Raw genomic sequence first — 16,902 nt, forward strand, 5'->3', positions numbered from 1 at the left:
TGAACTCCTGATTATTGAATAATATAAACAGTATATACTATTCTTCGCCATCGCCAAACTCGCGTGCGATTTCGGCGAAACGCCCTTCTATCTCCAGGAACGCGTCCAGGATATCGGGATCGAAATGGGTGCCCCGCCCGTCACGCATGACGGCCAGCGCGTCGGCGTGGCTGAAGGGCGGCTTGTAGACGCGCCTGGAGATCAGCGCGTCATACACGTCGGCCACCGCCATCAGGCGCGCCGACAGCGGAATCGCGTCGCCGGCCAGCTGGTCCGGATAGCCGCTGCCGTCCCACTTCTCCTGGTGCGAATGGGCGATCTCGCGCGCGTAGGTGAGGAAGCCGTTGCTGCCGCCTATGTATTCCTCCACCTGCCGTATGGTGTCCCGGCCGTACACGGCGTGGCGCTTCATCACCTCGAATTCGCTCGCGTCCAGCTTGCCCGGCTTGTGCAGGATGCTGTCCGGGATGCCGACCTTGCCGATGTCGTGCAACGGCGCGGACTTGTACAGCAGCGTGATGTTCTCGTCCGTCAGTTCGGCCGCGAAGCGCGGGTGGTTCTGCAACCGCCTGGCCAGCGCCGCCACGTAGTTCTGCGTGCGGCGGATATGGTTGCCCGTCTCGTGGTCGCGCGTCTCGGCCATGGTGGCCATGGCCATGATGGTGGCGTCCTGCATCAGCGACAGCTGGCCGGTGCGCTCCCGCACCAGCGTCTCCAGGCCACGGTTCTCGGCCCTCAGCGCCTGGCGCGCGTCCTTCAGCTGCAAGTGCGTGGCCACGCGCGCGAACAGGATGGGCGGGCTGATGGGCTTGGTCAGGTAATCGACCGCGCCGGCGCGCAAGCCCATGGCCTCGTCCTCCGGCTGGCTCTTGGCGGTCAGGAAGATCACCGGCACCTCGCTGGTGCGCGGGTCGCGCTTGAGCTGGCGGCAGGTTTCGTAGCCGTCCAGGCCGGGCATCATCACGTCCAGCAGGATCAGGTCCACCTCCGAGCTGCCGACGATCTGCAGCGCGGTGGCGCCGTTGGTGGCCACCTTGGTCTGGTACTTCTCCTTCAGGAGGCTGGACAGCAGCGTGATGTTGTCCGGCGTGTCGTCGACGATCAGGATGGTGGGGCGGGCTTGTGTCTTGGCTTTCATACGGGGTCCAGTTCCTGTGCGGCGGCGGCCAGCATGGCGCGGGCCGCCTCGAATTCATATTGCGCCATGTGGGCGGCCAGGCGCTCGAGCGCGGCCGGCGCCAGCAGCGTGGCGAGCGCGGTGCGCGCGCCGTCGAAATAGTCGTTGCTGTCGCCGCTGAAATCGGCGAGCAGCGATTGTAGCCGGGCCAGCGCCTCCGCGGGGGTGGCGTTGGCCGCCGCGTCCGCGCCCGTCTCGGCGGCGTGGCGGCCGGCGCCGGGCACGCGGGCGGTGAGGAAGTAGTCGTCGAGCCCCGCCATGGTCTCGTCCAGCGCCGTCTCCAGCGCCGCCAGCAGCGGCGGCCAGCCGGCGGCCAGCGGGGGCGTCGCGGCGGCCCGCGCCAGCGCCGCCTCCAGTTCGTGGGCGGCCTGCTCGACGGCGGTGGCGCCGATGTTGCCGGCCACGCCGCGCAGCGTGTGGGCGCGCATGCCGGCCGGCCCGGCCGGCGCGCCGCCGTCCATCCGCTCCAGCTCCGCGCGCAGTTCCGCGGCGGCGGCGCGCTGGGTCTGGCGGAAGCGGTCCAGTAACTGCAGGTACAGCGGCGCGTTGCCGGCCACGTGGCGCAGGCCGCGCATGGCGTCCAGGCCCGCCACTTGCGGCAACTCGGGGCCGCGGCGCGCCTCCAGCACCGCCGGCGGCGTGGGCGGCAGCACCGGCGCCGGCGGCAGCCGGGTCTGGCCCAGCCAGCGCGACAGCACGGCGTACAGCCGCTCCGGGTCGATCGGCTTGGTGATGTAGTCCTGCATGCCCTCGGCCAGGCAGCGCTCGCGGATGTCGGCCAGCGCGTGCGCCGTCATGGCGATCACGGGCAGCGCGTCGAAGCGCGGATCCCGGCGCAGCAGGCGGGTGGCCTCGTGGCCGTCCAGCCGCGGCATCTCCAGGTCCATCAGCACCAGGCCGTAGGCGCCCGGCCCCTTCTCCTGCAGGCGGGCCAGCGCCTGCTGCCCGTTGCCGGCGATGTCCACGCAGATGCCCAGCGTGGCCATCAGCTCCGCCGCGATCTCCTGGTTGAGCGGATGGTCCTCGACCAGCAGCACGCTGGCCGCGTAGTGCTGGCCCGGCACGTCCTCGCGCGGCTGCGCGGCAAGCTCCCGCGCTTGCGCGCGCGGCGCCACCAGCGCCACCAGCGTGTCCACCAGCGCCGACTGGGCGATGGGCTTGAACAGGAAGCCGATCACGCCCGCCGCCTCGGCGTCGCGTTGCACCTCCTCGCGGCCGAAGGCGGTCAGCAGCACCGTGCCGGGGCGCGCGCGCAGCGTCTCGCTGGTCCGCAGCCGGCGCGCCAGCGCGATGCCGTCCATGCCCGGCATCTGCCAGTCGCTCAGCACCAGCCGGTAAGGGTCGCCCGCCGCGTCGGCCTCCTCGATGGCCGTCAGCGCCCGCGCGCCGTCGGTGGCGGTGTCGGCCCGCACCGGCAACTGGCCCATGGCCTCGGCCAGGATCGCCAGCGCGGCCGGGCTGTCGTCCACCAGCAGCACGCGCGCGCCGTCCAGCGCGGCCGGCGCCACCGGCACCCGGTCCGGCTGGCCGGAGAGGGCGAATTCCAGGTCGAATTCGAAGGTCGAGCCGCGGTCGGGGACGCTCTCCACCCGTATCAGGCCGCCCATCAGCCGCACCAGCTGCTGCGAGATCGACAGGCCCAGGCCCGTGCCGCCGTACTGGCGCGTGGTGGAGCCGTTGGCCTGGCTGAAGGCGCGGAACAGCTTGGCCATCTGCTCTTGCGTCATGCCGATGCCGGTGTCGCGCACGGCGAAGCGCAGCGCGACCTTGCCGGGGGCGCGGTCCGGCAGGCGCGCGCAGGAAAGCTCCAGCTCGCCGCCGGGCGTGAACTTGACGGCGTTGTTGACCAGGTTGATCAGCACCTGCCCCAGCCGCAGCGGATCGCCCACCAGGTGGCGCGGTATCGCCGGCGGCACGTTGAACAGGTATTCGAGCTGCTTGTCGGCGGCGCGCTGGCCGGTCACGCTGGCCACGTTGGCCAGCACGTCGTCCAGGAAGAACGGCACTTCCTCCACGTCCAGCCGCCCCGCCTCGATCTTCGAGAAATCCAGGATGTCGTTGATGATGCCCAGCAGCGACAGCGCGGCGCGGTGGATCTTGCTCACGTAGTCGTGCTGCTTGGCCGTCAGCTCGGTGCGCAGCGCCAGGTAGGCCATGCCGATGACGGCGCTCATCGGCGTGCGGATCTCGTGGCTCATATTGGCCAGGAACTCGGACTTGGCGACGTTGGCCGCCTCCGCCATCACGTTGGCCTGCACCAGCTTCTGTTCGCGCTCGCGGCGCTCGCTGATGTCGCGGATGAAGCCGCAAAATTCAAAGCTCTCCTCCCCCTCCAGCTTGATGCGGGTGATCGCCAGGTCGATCGGGAACTCGTGGCCGTCGCGGTGCAGCGCGTGCAGCTCCACGCGCCGGTCCAGCACCGAGCCGTGGCCGCTGGCGATGTAGCGCCGCATGCCCTCGCGGTGCGCGTCCCGGTAGCGCGGCGGGATGATGGTGCTCTCCAGCCGCCGCCCCAGCGCCTCCTCGCGGCGCCAGCCGAAGATGGTCTCGGCCTGGCTGTTCCAGCCGACGATGCGGCCGCCGGTGTCCATGCGCACCACCGCGTCCAGCGCCGTGTCGACGATGGCCTGCAGCTTCCGCTGGCTGTCGCGCGCCACCTGCGCGGTCTGCGTCAGTTCGGCGGTGCGCTCGCCGATCCTGCGCTCCAGGTCGCGGTTCAATTCGCGCAGTTCGCTCTCCACCTGGCGCAGCCGCGTCAACGTGTCGCGGAAGCTGGCCACCGCGTCCGACAGCTTGCCGATCTGGTCCGGCCGGCCCCGCCCGGACAGCACGATCTCGGTGCGCTCCGTCTCGCCCCAGGTCAGCAGCTCCAGCGCGTGCTGCACCTCGGAGAACTGGCGCGCCACCTTGCGCCCCACCAGGAAGATGGACACCACGATGGCCAGCGCCAGCAACAGGTTGGCGACGATGGTGTGCGTGATCTGGCGGCGCAGCTCCTGGTCCACCTCGTAGCGCGACAGGGCCATGTCCAGCGCGCCCACGGGGTAGGCGCGCTTGCCGTCCTGGTAGCTGATGTCGCGCCGCACCACGATGGCCGAGGCGGGGTCGATGCGCTCGGCCGCGAAACCGGCCAGCTCCTCGCCGCCCGGCGCCTGCACGCGCAGCATCAGCACCTCGCGCGTGGCCTGCATGGCCTCCACCGCGCTGGTGACGGCGGCGCCGTTGATGTCGAACAGCGGCCGGGCCAGCGCCTGCGCCATCACCGTGGCCAGGCGCTCGGCGCGTTCGTGCAGCTGGGCCTCGGCCTCGGCGCGCAGGGTGCGCGCGGCGTAGGTGGTGTAGACGGCGGTCGACAGCGCCACCGCGAGGAAGATGCCGGCGGCCAGCCGCAGCAGGATGTCCTCCCGCCAGGCCTGGAGCAGGCGCGCGCGCATCAGCGCTCCGCGTCCGCCAGCGCGGCCCGTTCCAGCTTCCTGTACGCCGGGCTGTTGCGGGCCTGCTCCATCGCCGTCCAGATGCGCTGGGCCAGTTGCGGGCGCCTGGCCACCATGTCGTGCGACAGCACCAGGAAGTACGGTTTCTCGATCAGCGGCAGCGGCAGCACCTCCAACTGCGGCGCCATCGGGCTGTTCATCACGCTCTGGGCGTCGCTGCCGCCCAGCGCGGCGGCGGCCAGGCGCCCGGCGATCAGCTTGCGCGCCAGTTCGTCGGCGCGCTGGCTGCCCTCGTCCACTTGCACGCCCAGGCCGCGCAGCACCTCGCCCACCGAATAGCCCAGCTGGAAGCCCACCGGGCCGTCGACGTTGCGCAGCGCCTTGCCGTCCCACTCCACCTTGCTGCCCTTGCGGCGCAACAGCACGTAGCGGTCGATGTGCATGCGCTTGGACGGGTCGGCCTGCTCGCCGCCCGGATACGCGCCCAGCGCGCGCCGGTCCGCCTTGTAGCTGACGGCGAAGGCGCCGTCATAGGCGTTGGCCTGCAACTGCTGCAGGCAGCGCTTCCACGGGATGCTCTGGAAATCGAAATGGATGCCGAGCCGCTGCTCGGTCATTTTCAGCAGCTCGAAATTGAGGCCGCCGCCCTGCTGGGTGCGCCAGGGCGGCACGTCCTGCCGCTCGAAGCACAGGGTCACCGTCTCGGCCGGGGCGGCCGCGGCGCCGAACGAGGCTGCGGCCGCCAGGGCGATTGCTGCGCGCGCGCGGACGCGGTAGCGGCTCATAGGAACACCTTTTTCTGCGAATCTTGACGAATTGCCTATAGTAACTAAATTTACAAGAAAAAAGGTTGTTTCGACAATGAAAATTGCTCAGGCGGTCGCTCAGGCGATCGCCTTGATGCTGAAATCGACCCCCAACTCGTCCCACTGTTCCTGCTCCTTCTCCATCCAGTAGGACACGGTCGGATGGTCGGCCACCCATTCGCGCTTGATCTCCAGCTCGATGCGGTTCTTCATGCGCAGCTTGAGCTCCCGGAAATCGAGCTCGATGCGGGCGTGCATGAACAGCAGGGCCAGGCGCAGCGCCACCACCGCCTTGGCGAAGTCGGGATCGGTCAGCGCCTCGCCCACCTTGCGCAGATTGCCCTTCTGCGCCACGATCAGGCGCCCCATGGCCTTCTGCTCGCGCGCCGTGAAGCCCGGCAGGTCGGCGTTCTCCACCATGTAGCCGGCGTGCTTGTGGTAGCCCGTCTGCGACACCGCCACCCCCACCTCGTGCAGCAGCGCGCTCCAGTACAGCAGGCGCGGATAGGCGTCGGTGGCGGGCTTCATCTGCGCGTACAGCGCGCTGGCGTATTCGGCCACGCGGTCGGCGCGGCCCTCGTCGACGTGGAACTTGCGCAGGAAGGCGCGCACCGATTCCTCGCGCCGATCGCGCTTGGTCGAACGCAGGTACAGGTCCCACATCACGCCCACCCGCAGTCCGGCCTCGATCGGCTGCAGCGCCGCTATGCCCAGTTCGTGCACCAGCGCGATCAGCACCGCCAGGCCGCCGATGATGGTGCCGGCGCGGTCCGGCCGCAGGCCCGTCATCTCGATCTTGTTCACGTGGCCGAAGGCGATGAAGCGCTGCTTGAGCGCCTCCAGGCTGGCCGCCGACATGTCGCCCTTGCCCACCTTGTTCTTCTCGATGATCTCGGCGATGGCCCGTATCGTGCCGGACGAACCGTAGGCCTGGGTCCAGTACTGCGGATGGTAGGGCGGCGCCGCGTCCTCGAAATGGCTGCGCGCCGACAGCACGGCCGCCTCGAACGAGGGCGCGTCGACCCGCCCGCCGATGAAGAAGGCCAGGCTTTGCTTGACGCTGCCGATGCTGAAGGACTCGACCCGCTCGATGTCGGCGCCGCGCCCCAGTATCAGCTCGGTGGAGCCGCCGCCGATGTCGATCACCAGGCGGCGCTCGCCCGGCAGCGCCAGCGCGTTGGACACGCCCATGTAGATCAGGCGCCCCTCCTCCTCGCCGGAAATGACCTCGATGGGATGGCCCAGCGCGCGCTCGGCGGCGGGCAGGAAGGCCGGCGCGTTCTTCGCCAGGCGCAGGGTGGACGTGGCCACCACGCGCACCGCCTCCAGCTCGTAGCCGGCCAGCACCATGCGGAAATTCTTCAGGCAGGACAGCGCGGCCTGCATCGCCGCCTCGGTCAGGTTGCCGGCGGCGTCCAGGCCGGCCGCGAGGCGTATCGGTTCGCGCGCCGACTTCAGCACGCGGATCGCGTCGCCATCGTGCTGGCCGATGGCCAAGCGAAAACTGTTGGAGCCCAGGTCTACTGCTGCGTACATGCTCACCTCTCGGAGTGGGTTCCATCCGACGCTCACCACGCATCGGTTTATACTGTTTATACGGAAAGCCTATCACACTAAGGGGTGATTATGACGCGGTCATGACAGCGCGCCAACGGCGCGCCGCGACGCCGCGCCTATAGCGGTTCCACTTCCGCGAACGTGGCGTCGGGCGCCTCCACCACGCGGTTGGCGCCGGCCAGCATGGCCGCCTGCAGCGCGCCGTCGACGCGCTTGAACAGGGTGACGGTGCTGTCGTCGGCGCGGATCACGGTCACGCCCATGCTGGCGGTCAGGCTGATGATGGCCTTCTCGGCCCGCACCTGCATCGCCTCGATGGCGGCGCGAATGCGCTCGGCCACCATGGCGGCGTCGGCCTGCGAGGTGCGCGGCAGCTGGATGGCGAATTCGGCGCCGCCCAGGCGGCCCATCAGATCGCTGTCGCGCAGTTGTTTTTTGCACACATCGACCATGGCCCGCAGCACCGTGTCGCCCACCTGGTGGCCGTAGCTGTCGTTGACGCGCTTGAACTGGTCCAGGTTGAGGATGATCATCGCGGTCGGCATGCCGGGACGGCGCGCCAGCGCCATCCACGGCGCCAGCGCCTGGTAGAAGCCGCGCCGGTTCGGCACGTCCGTCAGCGCATCGACCACCTCCAGCCGCGCCAGTTCGGACTGCAGCTTCTCGCGCGACAGCAGCAGGAAGCCGAAGGCGTTGGTCAGCATCATCAGGTACAGCGCGCCGAAGCCCACGCCCTGCAGCATGACGGCGCTGACCCAGGACCAGCCCTCGGGCAACAGCGCCGCCAGCAGGCCGCGCCCGGCCACCACCACGCTCAGGGCCACCATGGTCACCACCAGGTAGCGGCGCAGCATGGTGCCGGAGCGCCAGGCCAGCGCCAGCGCGCCGACGCCGGCCAGGAAGAAGCCGCTGACGATGAGGAAGCCGGCGGCGGCGCGCGCGCCCGGCTCCACGTCCAGCACGTGGCAACCCAGGTAGACGAAGGAGGCGCCGGCCAGCGCGGGCAGCAGCAGGCGGCGCCAGCCGGGGCGGCCGGCCGCCTCCCACAGCGCGCCGGCGTCCAGCGCCATGCCGGCGAACAGCAGCACGTTGGCCAGCGGCCCGGTCAGCACGTCCGGCAGAACGCCGCGGAAGTACAGCAGGAACCAGGCCGCGGCCTGCGCCTGCTTGGCCACCGCCCAGGTGGAGATGGTGAGCGACTTCCGGCTCTCGTACTCGAAGAAGAACAGCGCGGCGCACAGGCTCAGGTTGCCCAGCGCCAGCGCCAGTACCAGGGTTTTAATATCCATGTCGGTGGGATGCGAAACGGCCGCCACGGCGGCGCGTGCGCGCCGGCCCGGTGGCGGCCGTCGGGCTTAGACCTCGTGTTCGACGTTGGTGCTGCCGTCGCCGATCTTGCTGGCCCAGGCCTTGGCGAAGAATTCCTTCTCGTCCTCGGTGGGGGCGTCGTGCCAGAACACGATCAGCGTGCCCTTGTGGTCGTGGATCTGCGTGAACTTCTCGATGAAACTCGATTTGCCGGCCAGGTCGGCCAGCGCCGCCACGTAGCCGTACACGCGGCCCAGGCGCTCGATGCGGTCCGGCTCGGTGAAGCTGTTGGTGGCGGTAATCGTCGGGTGATCTAAAAACATGGTGTACTCTCTCCACGGTGGCAGCTGCCCATGTCGGCAATGTACCTATAATTATTGTGCATGTAAACGTCCATGCTCTCGGCTACAATCCCGAGCTTAGCAGATCTTCACTCTTGACAACAAGTTAGCCCGCCGTGGACACCGCCCTGCAGAACCGCCCCGCCACGCCCCTGGTGCGCACCCGGGGCGGCCTGCGCACGCTCGAGTTCGAGCCCGGCATGGTGCAAAGCGAGATGAGCGTGGCCGACCCGCGGCGCCTGGTGCTGGGCTACGCGCGCGCCATGATGTGCTTCACCCTGTTCCATCCCCGCCCCGCGCACATCGTGATGGTGGGCCTGGGCGGCGGCTCGCTGGCCAAGTTCTGCTACCACTACCTGCCCGGCTGCCGGATCACTGTGCTGGAGCTGCGCGCGGACGTGATCGCGCTGCGCGAACAATTCGCCATCCCTGCCGACGACGAGCGCTTCCGCATCGTCCACACCGACGCCGCGCTCCACATGCCACTGCTGAGGAACAGCGCCGACGTCGTGCTGGTGGACGGCTTCGACCACCAGGGCCTGCCGCCGGAACTGGGCACGACGCGCTTTTACGCCGATTGCCGGCGCGCGCTGCGCCCGGGCGGCGTGCTGGCGGCCAACATCTTCAGCTACGATCCGCGCTACGCGGCCATGCTGCGCCGGCTGCGCCAGTGCTACGCGCGGCGGGTGGGCCAGTTCCATGGCATCGCCGGCAACAACCGCATCGTCTTCGCGCTCAAGGAGCCCGGCGAGCCGGGCGCCCTGCGCCGCCTGCAGCGCGCCGCCCGCCGCCGGGGGCCGTTCTGGGGCCTGGTCCACCGCCTGATGGCGCGCTGGGTGGTGTTCCGGCTGCGCTGGGGCCAGCGCGGTTGAGTGTCATTGTCATATTATCAAATGGTAATTATTGTTGTGTTTTAGAATTATTTTTTGCCAAACGTCAACAAAACTCCCCGAACTGTGACACACTACCGGCTGGCCCCGCCCCCGCCAATTCTTTATCGTTTACAGGAAGACCATGACCACTCGCCGCCCATCCAAGCTCGCCCTCGCGGCGGCCTGCACCCTGGGCGCGGGTTTGGCTGTCACCGCGCTGCTGTTCAGCGCCGTCGGCCGGCTGGAGCACAGCGCCGCGCGGCTGGCCTTCGAGCAGCGCGCGGACCAGCGCACCGCCGCCCTGCAGAGCGGCCTGGACGACGCGGTCGAGGTGCTGGCCGTCACCAGCCAGCTGTTCCAGACCGTGGCCCCGGTCACCCGCGGCCAGTTCCATGACTTCACCCGGCCGCTGCTGGCGCGCCATCCCTTCATCCAGGCCTTCAACTACCACCGCATGCTCGCCCACGCCGAACGCGGCCCGTACGAGGCGCGCATGCGGCGCGAATTCCCCGGCTTCCAGATCATGGGCATCGAGGACGGCCGGCTGGCGCCCGCGCCGGACAAGCCCTGGTACAACGTGGTCGACTACCTGGAGCCCCTGGCCGGCAACGAGCGCGCCTTCGGCCTCGATGCCAGCTACCACCCGCAGATCCGCCAGGCCATCGAGTCCATGCTGGCCGACGGCCGCCCCGCCGCCACCGGCCTGATCAAGCTGGCCCAGTCCATCGGCAACGAGTCCGGCATGGTGATGCTGATGCCGGTCTACCGTCCCGGCATGCCGACCGCCACCAGCGCGCAGCGCCACGCCGCCTGGCTGGGCGACGTGGCCACCGTGATCCGCGCCACCACGCTGGTGCGCAAGATCCTGGAGGGCGACGGCCTGCTGCGCGATCCGCAACTGGCGCTGCAGGTGTCGGTGGGCGCGCCCGGCGCCGCCTCCAGCGTGGTGTTCAGCCAGGGCGACATGGCGCAGGGGACGGCATCCGCGTCCGCCACCGCCTTCGCCCGCCTGCCCGGCTGGCTGGAGTGGATGGACTGGACCCACCGCGGCGAATACCGCCGCGGCTTCACGGTGCTGGGCAAAAACTGGGAGGTGCGCCTGGCCGCCCTGCCCCGGCCTTTCGTCGAGCAGCATCTGGGCTCGCTGTCCACGCTGGTGGGCGGCATCCTGTTCAGCGTGCTGATGGCGGCCTTCGTGCACACCCTGGTGCTGCGCTCGCGCCGGGTGCAGATGCTGGTCGACGCGCGCACCGCCGACCTGCAGCGCAGCAACGAGCGCCTGAACGCGGACGTCGCCTCGCGCAAGCGCACCGAGCGCGCGCTGCAGGAAAGCGAGCAGCGCTTCCGCCGCCTGCTGGCCCTGTCCTCGGACTGGTACTGGGAGCAGGACGTGCACTACTGCTTCACCAGCATCACCGGCGGCTTCTTCGACAAGGGCCACATCAGCCCGGAGCGCTTCATCGGCAAGACGCGCTGGGACAACGCGCCCGAGATGCTGACCACGCGCTGGGGCCGCGAGCACATCGCCAAGCTGGAGGCGCGCCTGCCCTTCTCCCACCTGGAATACGCGATCACCGGCGACGACGGCGTGCTGCGCTGGTTCAGCACCAGCGGCGAACCGGTGTACGACGCCACCGGCGACTTCCGCGGCTACCGCGGCACCGGCAACGAGATCACCGAGCGCAAGCTGTCCGAGCAGCGCATCCAGCACATCGCCCACCACGACGTGCTGACCGGACTGCCGAACCGCGTGCTGCTGCAGGACCGCCTGGCCCAGGCCATCGCCTACGCCAACCGCAGCGGCCACCCGATGTGGGTGCTGCTGATCGACCTGGACCGCTTCAAGTTCGTCAACGACAGCCTGGGCCACAAGGCCGGCGACATCCTGCTCAAGGCGGTGGCGGCGCGCCTGCAGTCCAGCGTGCGCGAGAGCGACACGGTGGCGCGCCTGTCCGGCGACGAATTCGTCGCCATCCTCAGCGAATATCCGGACGCCCAGCTGTCGCCGGACATCGTGCAGCGCGTGATGAACGCGGTGGCGCAGCCGGTGATCCTGGAGGGCAAGGAGTTCTTCGTCACCTGCAGCATCGGCGTGGCGGCCTACGACGGCACCGTGGGCAACCAGGCCCACCACCTGATCGAGCACGCCGACATCGCCATGTACGCGGCCAAGAAGCAGGGCCGCAACGGCTTCCGCTTCTACCAGCCGGTGATGAACGAGGAGGCGCTGGAACGGCTGCGCATCGAGGGCGCGCTGCGCAAGGCGCTGGAGCGCGGCGAGTTCGTGCTGCACTACCAGCCGCAGGTGGACCTGGGCGACGGCGCCATCACCGGCGCCGAGGCGCTGCTGCGCTGGCAGCACCCGGAGCTGGGCGTGGTGGCGCCGGCCCGCTTCATCGGCCTGGCCGAGGAGACCGGCCTGATCGTGCCGATCGGCGTGTGGGCGCTGCGCACCGCCTGCGCCCAGGCCAGGGTGTGGCACGACGCGCGCGTGGCCGACGGCCAGGCGCCGCTGCGGATGGCGGTGAACCTGTCGGCGCGCCAGTTCAGCCAGCCGGACCTGGCCCAGTGCATCGCCGACGTGCTGGAGGAGACCGGCCTGCCGCCGGCCTGCCTGGAGCTGGAACTGACCGAGAGCGTGTTCATGGACGACGTGACGCAGGCCGTCGGCCTGCTGCACGAGTTGAAGGCGCTGGGCGTGACCCTGGCTATCGACGATTTCGGCACCGGCTATTCCAGCCTGTCCTACCTGCGCAGCTTCCCGATCGACGTGCTGAAGATCGACCGCTCCTTCGTCAACGACCTCGCCACCGACACCGACGACGAGGCCATCGTGGTGTCCATCATCGCCCTGGCCCACAACCTGAAGTTGCGCGTGGTCGCGGAAGGGGTAGAATCGCGGGAGCAACTGGAGTATTTGCGGCGCCACGATTGCGACCAGATCCAGGGCTATTACTTCAGCCGCCCGGTGGGCCCGCTCCAGTTCGAACAGATGCTACGTGATAACAAACACCTGGGCCGGGCCGATATCGCCGCGCCGGCCCGGGTGGAAGCCGAGACAGGAACCTGACGATGAGCCAGACCAAGAACAACACCGCCACGCGCCCGCAGCACGTGCGCTCCGACATGAAGACCCGCGAAGTGGTGGACCAGGCGATCGCCGCCGTGCCGGCCATCGGCCTGCGCCAGGCGGCCGAATTCCTGTCCGCGATGAACGTGCCGCCGTCGGTGGCGATCAGGACCCTGGTCTATCCCCACCGCCGGCGCACTTGAAACCAACGGCGGATGCCGGGGTCGGACCCGGCGGGTCCGACCCCGGGGTTCGCCCGGGTTTTTCTTATTTGCGCTTGACCGACACCTGCTGCCGCGCCGCCTTGCGCAGCTTGGCCTGCTCGAAGCGCGCCTTTTGCTCCTCCGTCTCCGGATTGAGCGGCGGCACCGCCACCGGCTTGCGGTCCTTGTCCACCGCCACCATGGTGAAGTAGCAGCTGTTCGCGTGGCGCACCAGGCGCTGCTGGATATTCTCCGTCACCACCCTGATCCCCACCTCCATCGACGTGGTGCCCGTGTAGTTGATCGACGCCAGGAAGGTCACCAGCTCGCCCACGTGGATGGGCTGCAGGAACATCACCTGGTCGACCGACAAGGTGACCACGTAGCTGCCCGAATACCGGCTGGCGCAGGCGTAGGCCACGCTGTCCAGGTACTTCAATATCGTGCCGCCGTGCACATTGCCGGAAAAATTGGCCATGTCGGGCGTCATCAAGACCGTCATCGTCAGCTCGTGGGCCGACCAATGCATTGCGCTATCCATGGGGATGCCTTGGGGGGAGTTAGAAACCTTGGGATTCGATGTCGGCCAGCGATTCGCGGCCCTTGTCGGTGATGTCGTAGCCGCCCTCGCGCGCCACGATGTGGGCCTTCTTGCCGAGGAAGCCGGCCACGTCGGCGTCGAGCTTGACGTCGCCGTCGGCCGACGCGGACACGGCGCGCAGGCCCAGGATGCAGCGGCGCAGGAACAGCGCCTGCTGGCCCTTTTCCGTGATGGTGATCTGCCCGTTGCGGGCCACGCTGAACATCTTGATGCCGGCCAGGCGCTTGGTGTTGCGGCCCACGCAGGCGCTGACCCGGTCGGCCTTGACGCCGCGGCGCACTTCTTCCAGCGCGTCGTATTCGTCCGCGGAGAGTTTTTCGTTCTTCATTGCTTATCCATAAGAAACCATTTCGGCCCTCATGGTACGCGCCCGGCAGCGCCAGGGCAAGGCTATGACAGTCCGGCCACTCCCGCGGGAGCGGTCAGTGCGTGCTCAGCCAGAACACGGCGGCGCCGGCGATGGCGCCCAGCAGCAGCAGGAAATGCATGCGCTTGGTGCTGGGACGGCGACCGAGGTAGATTTTATTGTGTAAGGAATTGCCCATGGCGGCCTCCGGATCAATGAAACTAAAGTCGATGATTCATTATATGAATACTTTGGTGACACCCATGTGACGGCTGGCACAAAGTTCCATATTTGTAGCTGAAGAGCAACGCAGTTGATTTCCGTACAACCCTTCGTGCGGTTCAAGCCGCGCGCCGCCGGCGCGGCCGCCCTGCTAGCATGGCCGATCCAACTTCAGGAGACGGCCATGGAACACCAGCAAAAACCGGCGGATGAAAAAGCGCAAGGCGGCAAGCACATGATGGACGAGCCGGACATCGGCAGCGGCGAGAAGACGCCCGGCGAACGCGAGACCGAGGAGCAGATCAAGCAAGTGCCGCAACGCGCGCCGGCCGACGGCTCGCGGCCCAAGCCCAACCACTAGCGGCCAGGCCCGCAAGACTCTCAGCCTCTCAGCCTCTCAGGCCTTCATCGGCGGCGGCGGCGTGGTGGGCTCCTCGATCGGCGGCGTTTCCGGGATCGGGTTGTTGTCCGGCGGCGGGTCCTTTTCCGGCTCCGGCGGCGGAATGTCCGGCTCCGGGGTGATATGAGCGTGGATGCGGGCGTGGATGACGGGTGTGCTCATGGCGGTCTCCTTGTGTCTTGCCCGTTAGACTAGCCGCAAGCGCCACGGCACGGCGCACCCTTGCCAACTGCGCTATCATCGGTTTCCGCCCTTCAGCCGGATAGGAGACTTGCCATGAGTACCGCTGTGCATGCTGCCCCGCCCGACGCCAGGCTCGCCCTGGCCCATACCTTCCTGTTGCTTCCCGCCGACCGTCCCGAACGCTACACCGAGGCCTGCGCATCGGGCGCCGACGCCATCATCATCGACCTGGAGAACACGGTGGCCCCGTCCGCCAAGGCGGCGGCGCGCGCCGCGCTGTCGGACTGGCTGGACAGCCCCGCCGGCCGCGCGCCCCACATCCCCGTGCTGGTGCGGGTGAACTGCGTGAATTCGGGCTGCTTCGGCGACGACCTCACGCTGTGCCACCGGCCGGGCATCGCCGGCATCGTGCTGCCCAGGGCCGAGCGGGTCGACGACGTGGCCAGCGCCTCGTCCACCGCGCCGCTGTTCCCGGTGATCGAAACCGCGCTGGGCTTTTCCCGCATGGCCGACATCGCCACCGCGCCGCGGGTGCAGCGGCTGTTGTTCGGCGCCACGGGCTTCAGGGCCGACCTGGGCATCGGCGGCGGCCGCGAGGAGCTGCTGTATTTCCGCTCGCAGATCGTGCTGGCCTCGCGCTTGGCCGGGCTGCACAAGCCGGTCGACGGCGTCACGGCGGGCCACGAGGACGAGGTGCAGGCCGACGCGCGCCACGTCCACCGGCTGGGTTTCGGCGGCAAGCTGTGCGCGCACGCGGCCGAACTGGCGCCGGTGGGCCGCGCCTTCGCGCCCGCTACGGACGCCAGGTGAACGTGGCGACGCTGGCGGCCGGCAGCGTGTAGCCGTAGCCGCGCCCGGCCGCGCGCACCTGGAAGCGGCGCGGCTCCTGGGCCGAATTGACCACCAGCAGCGCCAGCGTGCCGTCCGGGTTCTCGAACGCGGCGTTGTCCACGCCGTCCCGGCCGGCGCTGGAGGCGACGCGCCACGCGCCCGGCAGCACGGAGCGGCTGGCATGCGCCAGCGCGTAGTACTCGGCGTTGCGCACCACGGCGCCATCCTCCGTCACGGTGACCACGCCCCGGCAACCGCGGCAGCCGCCCGTGCGCGGCCCGCCCAGCCCGTCCTGCGCCAGATTGCCCAGCACCACGCCCTTGGCCCAGTTGCGCGCCGCGCCCACCATCAGCGTGCGCGAGAAGTGCAGCAGGTTGTCGCTCCAGCCGGGCGCCCACTGGCCGCCCGAGCATTCGGTGACGTACACCTCCTTCTCCGGCCGCGCGTCCCGCACCGCGCCTTGCGCGCCGACCTCGCCGCCGTAGCAATGCCAGGCCACGCCCGCCACGTAGGGGCCGGCGGCCTTGTCGGCCAGCACCTTCAACGGCGATTGCGGCTCGTCCCAGTTGCCGTCCCATTCGAGGATGCGGGGCCCGTCGTCCTCCAGCAGCGGCCCCAGGTGCTTGCCGATCAGCTGCGCGCGCGCGGCCGCGTCCAGCCGCATGCCGGGCGCGCCCTCCGGCTCCGCGTGCGGCTCGTTCTGCACGGTCAGCGCGTAGATCGGCACGCCCTCCTCCAGCAACACGTCGACGTAGCGCTTCAGGTAGCGCGCGTAGGCGCCGTAGGCCTCGGGCCGCAGCGTGCCCTTGACCAGCGCGCCGCCGCTCTTCATCCAGCCGGGCGCGCTGGCCGGCGAGGCCACCAGCTCCAGGTCCGGGTTCAGCGCCAGCGCGTCCTGCGCCAGCGGCAGCACCAGCGCGCGGTCGGCGTCGACGGAGAACTGGGTCAGGCCGGGATCCTCCTCGCCCGCCGGCAAGTCGTTGTAGCTGTACTGACTGCGCGCGAATTCCGAGGAACCCAGGTAAAGGCGCGCGAAACTCAGGCCGATGCCGCGCTCGCGGCCGAACAGCTCGGCGAGCAGGGCGCCGCGCTGTTCGGGCGTGAGCCGCTGCCGCAGCACCCAGGCCGAAGCCTCGCTGAGGGCCGCGCCGAAACCCACCATTTTCTGGTGGCGCGACGCGGGATCGATGTCGATGGTGTGTGGCGGAGCGGGTAGCGGGCCGGCCGTCTCCACTCCCTGAGACCAAGGCGTGCGGGGAGGCGGCGCCGCGCCCAGCGCGATGTCCGGCTGGCGCGCGAACAGGCGCGACTGGTCGCCGGTGGTCAGCCAGATGGCGACCTTGCCGTCGCCGGGCGCCCCTTCGGGCCGGCCCGCGCTTTGCTTCGCCATGGCGCCTGTGGCGGAGGCCGTGGCGACCGCCGCCGGGGCCTCCGGGGCCTTTCTCGCGCCGCTCGCGCAGCCGACCAGCGCGGCCGCCAGCAACGCGCAGCGGAGCGCCATGCCCAGGGCACGCATGCGCCGCCGGCCGCCGGCGAGCGGCACGCGCCCCG

16 protein-coding genes are annotated in these 16,902 nt (G+C 69.5%); 5 read left to right on the plus strand and 11 right to left on the minus strand.

Going from position 1 to position 16,902, the window contains the following annotated elements; all coding sequences use genetic code 11:
- Positions 1–37 precede the first annotated feature (37 nt).
- From BM436_RS30150 to BM436_RS30175, 6 genes are all read right to left on the minus strand, one after another.
- Positions 38–1,138, minus strand: a complete 1,101-nt coding sequence (locus BM436_RS30150) for a response regulator (protein ID WP_093559776.1) — start codon at positions 1,136–1,138, stop codon at positions 38–40.
- On the minus strand, positions 1,135–4,611 hold the full coding sequence (locus BM436_RS30155) for a response regulator (RefSeq protein ID WP_093559778.1): 3,477 nt from the start codon (positions 4,609–4,611) through the stop codon (positions 1,135–1,137). Before BM436_RS30155 ends, BM436_RS30150 begins: the two co-directional genes overlap by 4 nt.
- Entirely contained in the window at positions 4,611–5,396 is a 786-nt protein-coding gene (locus BM436_RS30160; RefSeq protein ID WP_093559780.1) for a substrate-binding periplasmic protein, read from the minus strand. The genes BM436_RS30155 and BM436_RS30160 overlap by 1 nt, the downstream gene beginning before the upstream one ends.
- Before the next feature lie 99 nt (positions 5,397–5,495).
- Positions 5,496–6,953 carry a Ppx/GppA phosphatase family protein gene (locus BM436_RS30165; protein WP_093559782.1) on the minus strand — a complete coding sequence of 486 codons (1,458 nt, stop codon included), beginning with the start codon at positions 6,951–6,953 and terminating at the stop codon, positions 5,496–5,498.
- Between the two features lie 137 nt (positions 6,954–7,090).
- Positions 7,091–8,263, minus strand: a complete 1,173-nt coding sequence (locus BM436_RS30170; protein WP_093559833.1) for a GGDEF domain-containing protein — start codon at positions 8,261–8,263, stop codon at positions 7,091–7,093.
- Between the two features lie 66 nt (positions 8,264–8,329).
- On the minus strand, positions 8,330–8,605 hold the full coding sequence (locus BM436_RS30175; protein WP_093559784.1) for a hypothetical protein: 276 nt from the start codon (positions 8,603–8,605) through the stop codon (positions 8,330–8,332).
- 134 nt (positions 8,606–8,739) lie between these two features.
- On the opposite strand from BM436_RS30175, the gene BM436_RS30180 reads away from it, so the two are divergent.
- The 3 genes from BM436_RS30180 (at position 8,740) to BM436_RS30190 (ending at position 12,768) form a co-directional block, all read left to right on the plus strand.
- Positions 8,740–9,495 carry a methyltransferase domain-containing protein gene (locus BM436_RS30180; RefSeq protein WP_307666571.1) on the plus strand — a complete coding sequence of 252 codons (756 nt, stop codon included), beginning with the start codon at positions 8,740–8,742 and terminating at the stop codon, positions 9,493–9,495.
- 142 nt (positions 9,496–9,637) lie between these two features.
- Positions 9,638–12,565: a bifunctional diguanylate cyclase/phosphodiesterase gene (locus tag BM436_RS30185; RefSeq protein WP_093559786.1), complete on the plus strand. Its 2,928-nt coding sequence runs from the start codon at positions 9,638–9,640 to the stop codon at positions 12,563–12,565.
- A gap of 2 nt (positions 12,566–12,567) precedes the next feature.
- Complete coding sequence (locus tag BM436_RS30190; protein WP_093559788.1) at positions 12,568–12,768, plus strand: hypothetical protein; 201 nt, start codon at positions 12,568–12,570, stop codon at positions 12,766–12,768.
- 64 nt (positions 12,769–12,832) lie between these two features.
- On the opposite strand, the gene BM436_RS30195 is transcribed toward BM436_RS30190, so the two are convergent.
- The 3 genes from BM436_RS30195 to BM436_RS38360 form a co-directional block, all read right to left on the minus strand.
- The gene (locus tag BM436_RS30195) at positions 12,833–13,297 is read right to left on the minus strand and encodes an acyl-CoA thioesterase (protein ID WP_093559789.1); all 465 of its coding nucleotides are present in this window, start codon (positions 13,295–13,297) and stop codon (positions 12,833–12,835) included.
- A 31-nt stretch (positions 13,298–13,328) separates the two neighbouring features.
- Positions 13,329–13,697, minus strand: coding sequence for a hypothetical protein (locus BM436_RS30200; RefSeq protein WP_093559791.1), 369 nt, complete (start codon positions 13,695–13,697; stop codon positions 13,329–13,331).
- A 94-nt stretch (positions 13,698–13,791) separates the two neighbouring features.
- Positions 13,792–13,914, minus strand: a complete 123-nt coding sequence (locus tag BM436_RS38360; RefSeq protein WP_259741447.1) for a hypothetical protein — start codon at positions 13,912–13,914, stop codon at positions 13,792–13,794.
- Positions 13,915–14,121: 207 nt separating this feature from the next.
- Here BM436_RS38360 and BM436_RS37310 point away from each other — a divergent pair, with 207 nt between their 5' ends.
- On the plus strand, positions 14,122–14,298 hold the full coding sequence (locus BM436_RS37310) for a hypothetical protein (protein WP_177307632.1): 177 nt from the start codon (positions 14,122–14,124) through the stop codon (positions 14,296–14,298).
- Positions 14,299–14,334: 36 nt separating this feature from the next.
- Here the strand turns inward: BM436_RS37310 and BM436_RS37315 are convergent, their stop codons facing one another.
- Positions 14,335–14,499: a hypothetical protein gene (locus tag BM436_RS37315; protein WP_177307634.1), complete on the minus strand. Its 165-nt coding sequence runs from the start codon at positions 14,497–14,499 to the stop codon at positions 14,335–14,337.
- A gap of 114 nt (positions 14,500–14,613) precedes the next feature.
- Here BM436_RS37315 and BM436_RS30205 point away from each other — a divergent pair, with 114 nt between their 5' ends.
- Positions 14,614–15,330: an HpcH/HpaI aldolase/citrate lyase family protein gene (locus BM436_RS30205; protein WP_093559793.1), complete on the plus strand. Its 717-nt coding sequence runs from the start codon at positions 14,614–14,616 to the stop codon at positions 15,328–15,330.
- On the opposite strand, the gene BM436_RS30210 is transcribed toward BM436_RS30205, so the two are convergent.
- A complete protein-coding gene (locus tag BM436_RS30210; protein WP_229490874.1) occupies positions 15,314–16,867 on the minus strand; it encodes a glycoside hydrolase family 30 protein in 1,554 nt (517 codons plus the stop codon). The genes BM436_RS30205 and BM436_RS30210 overlap by 17 nt on opposite strands.
- Between the last annotated feature and the right edge of the window lie 35 nt (positions 16,868–16,902).

Origin of the sequence: Pseudoduganella namucuonensis (genome assembly GCF_900116645.1) — a bacterium.
GTDB classification, from domain to species: domain Bacteria; phylum Pseudomonadota; class Gammaproteobacteria; order Burkholderiales; family Burkholderiaceae_D; genus Rugamonas; species Rugamonas namucuonensis.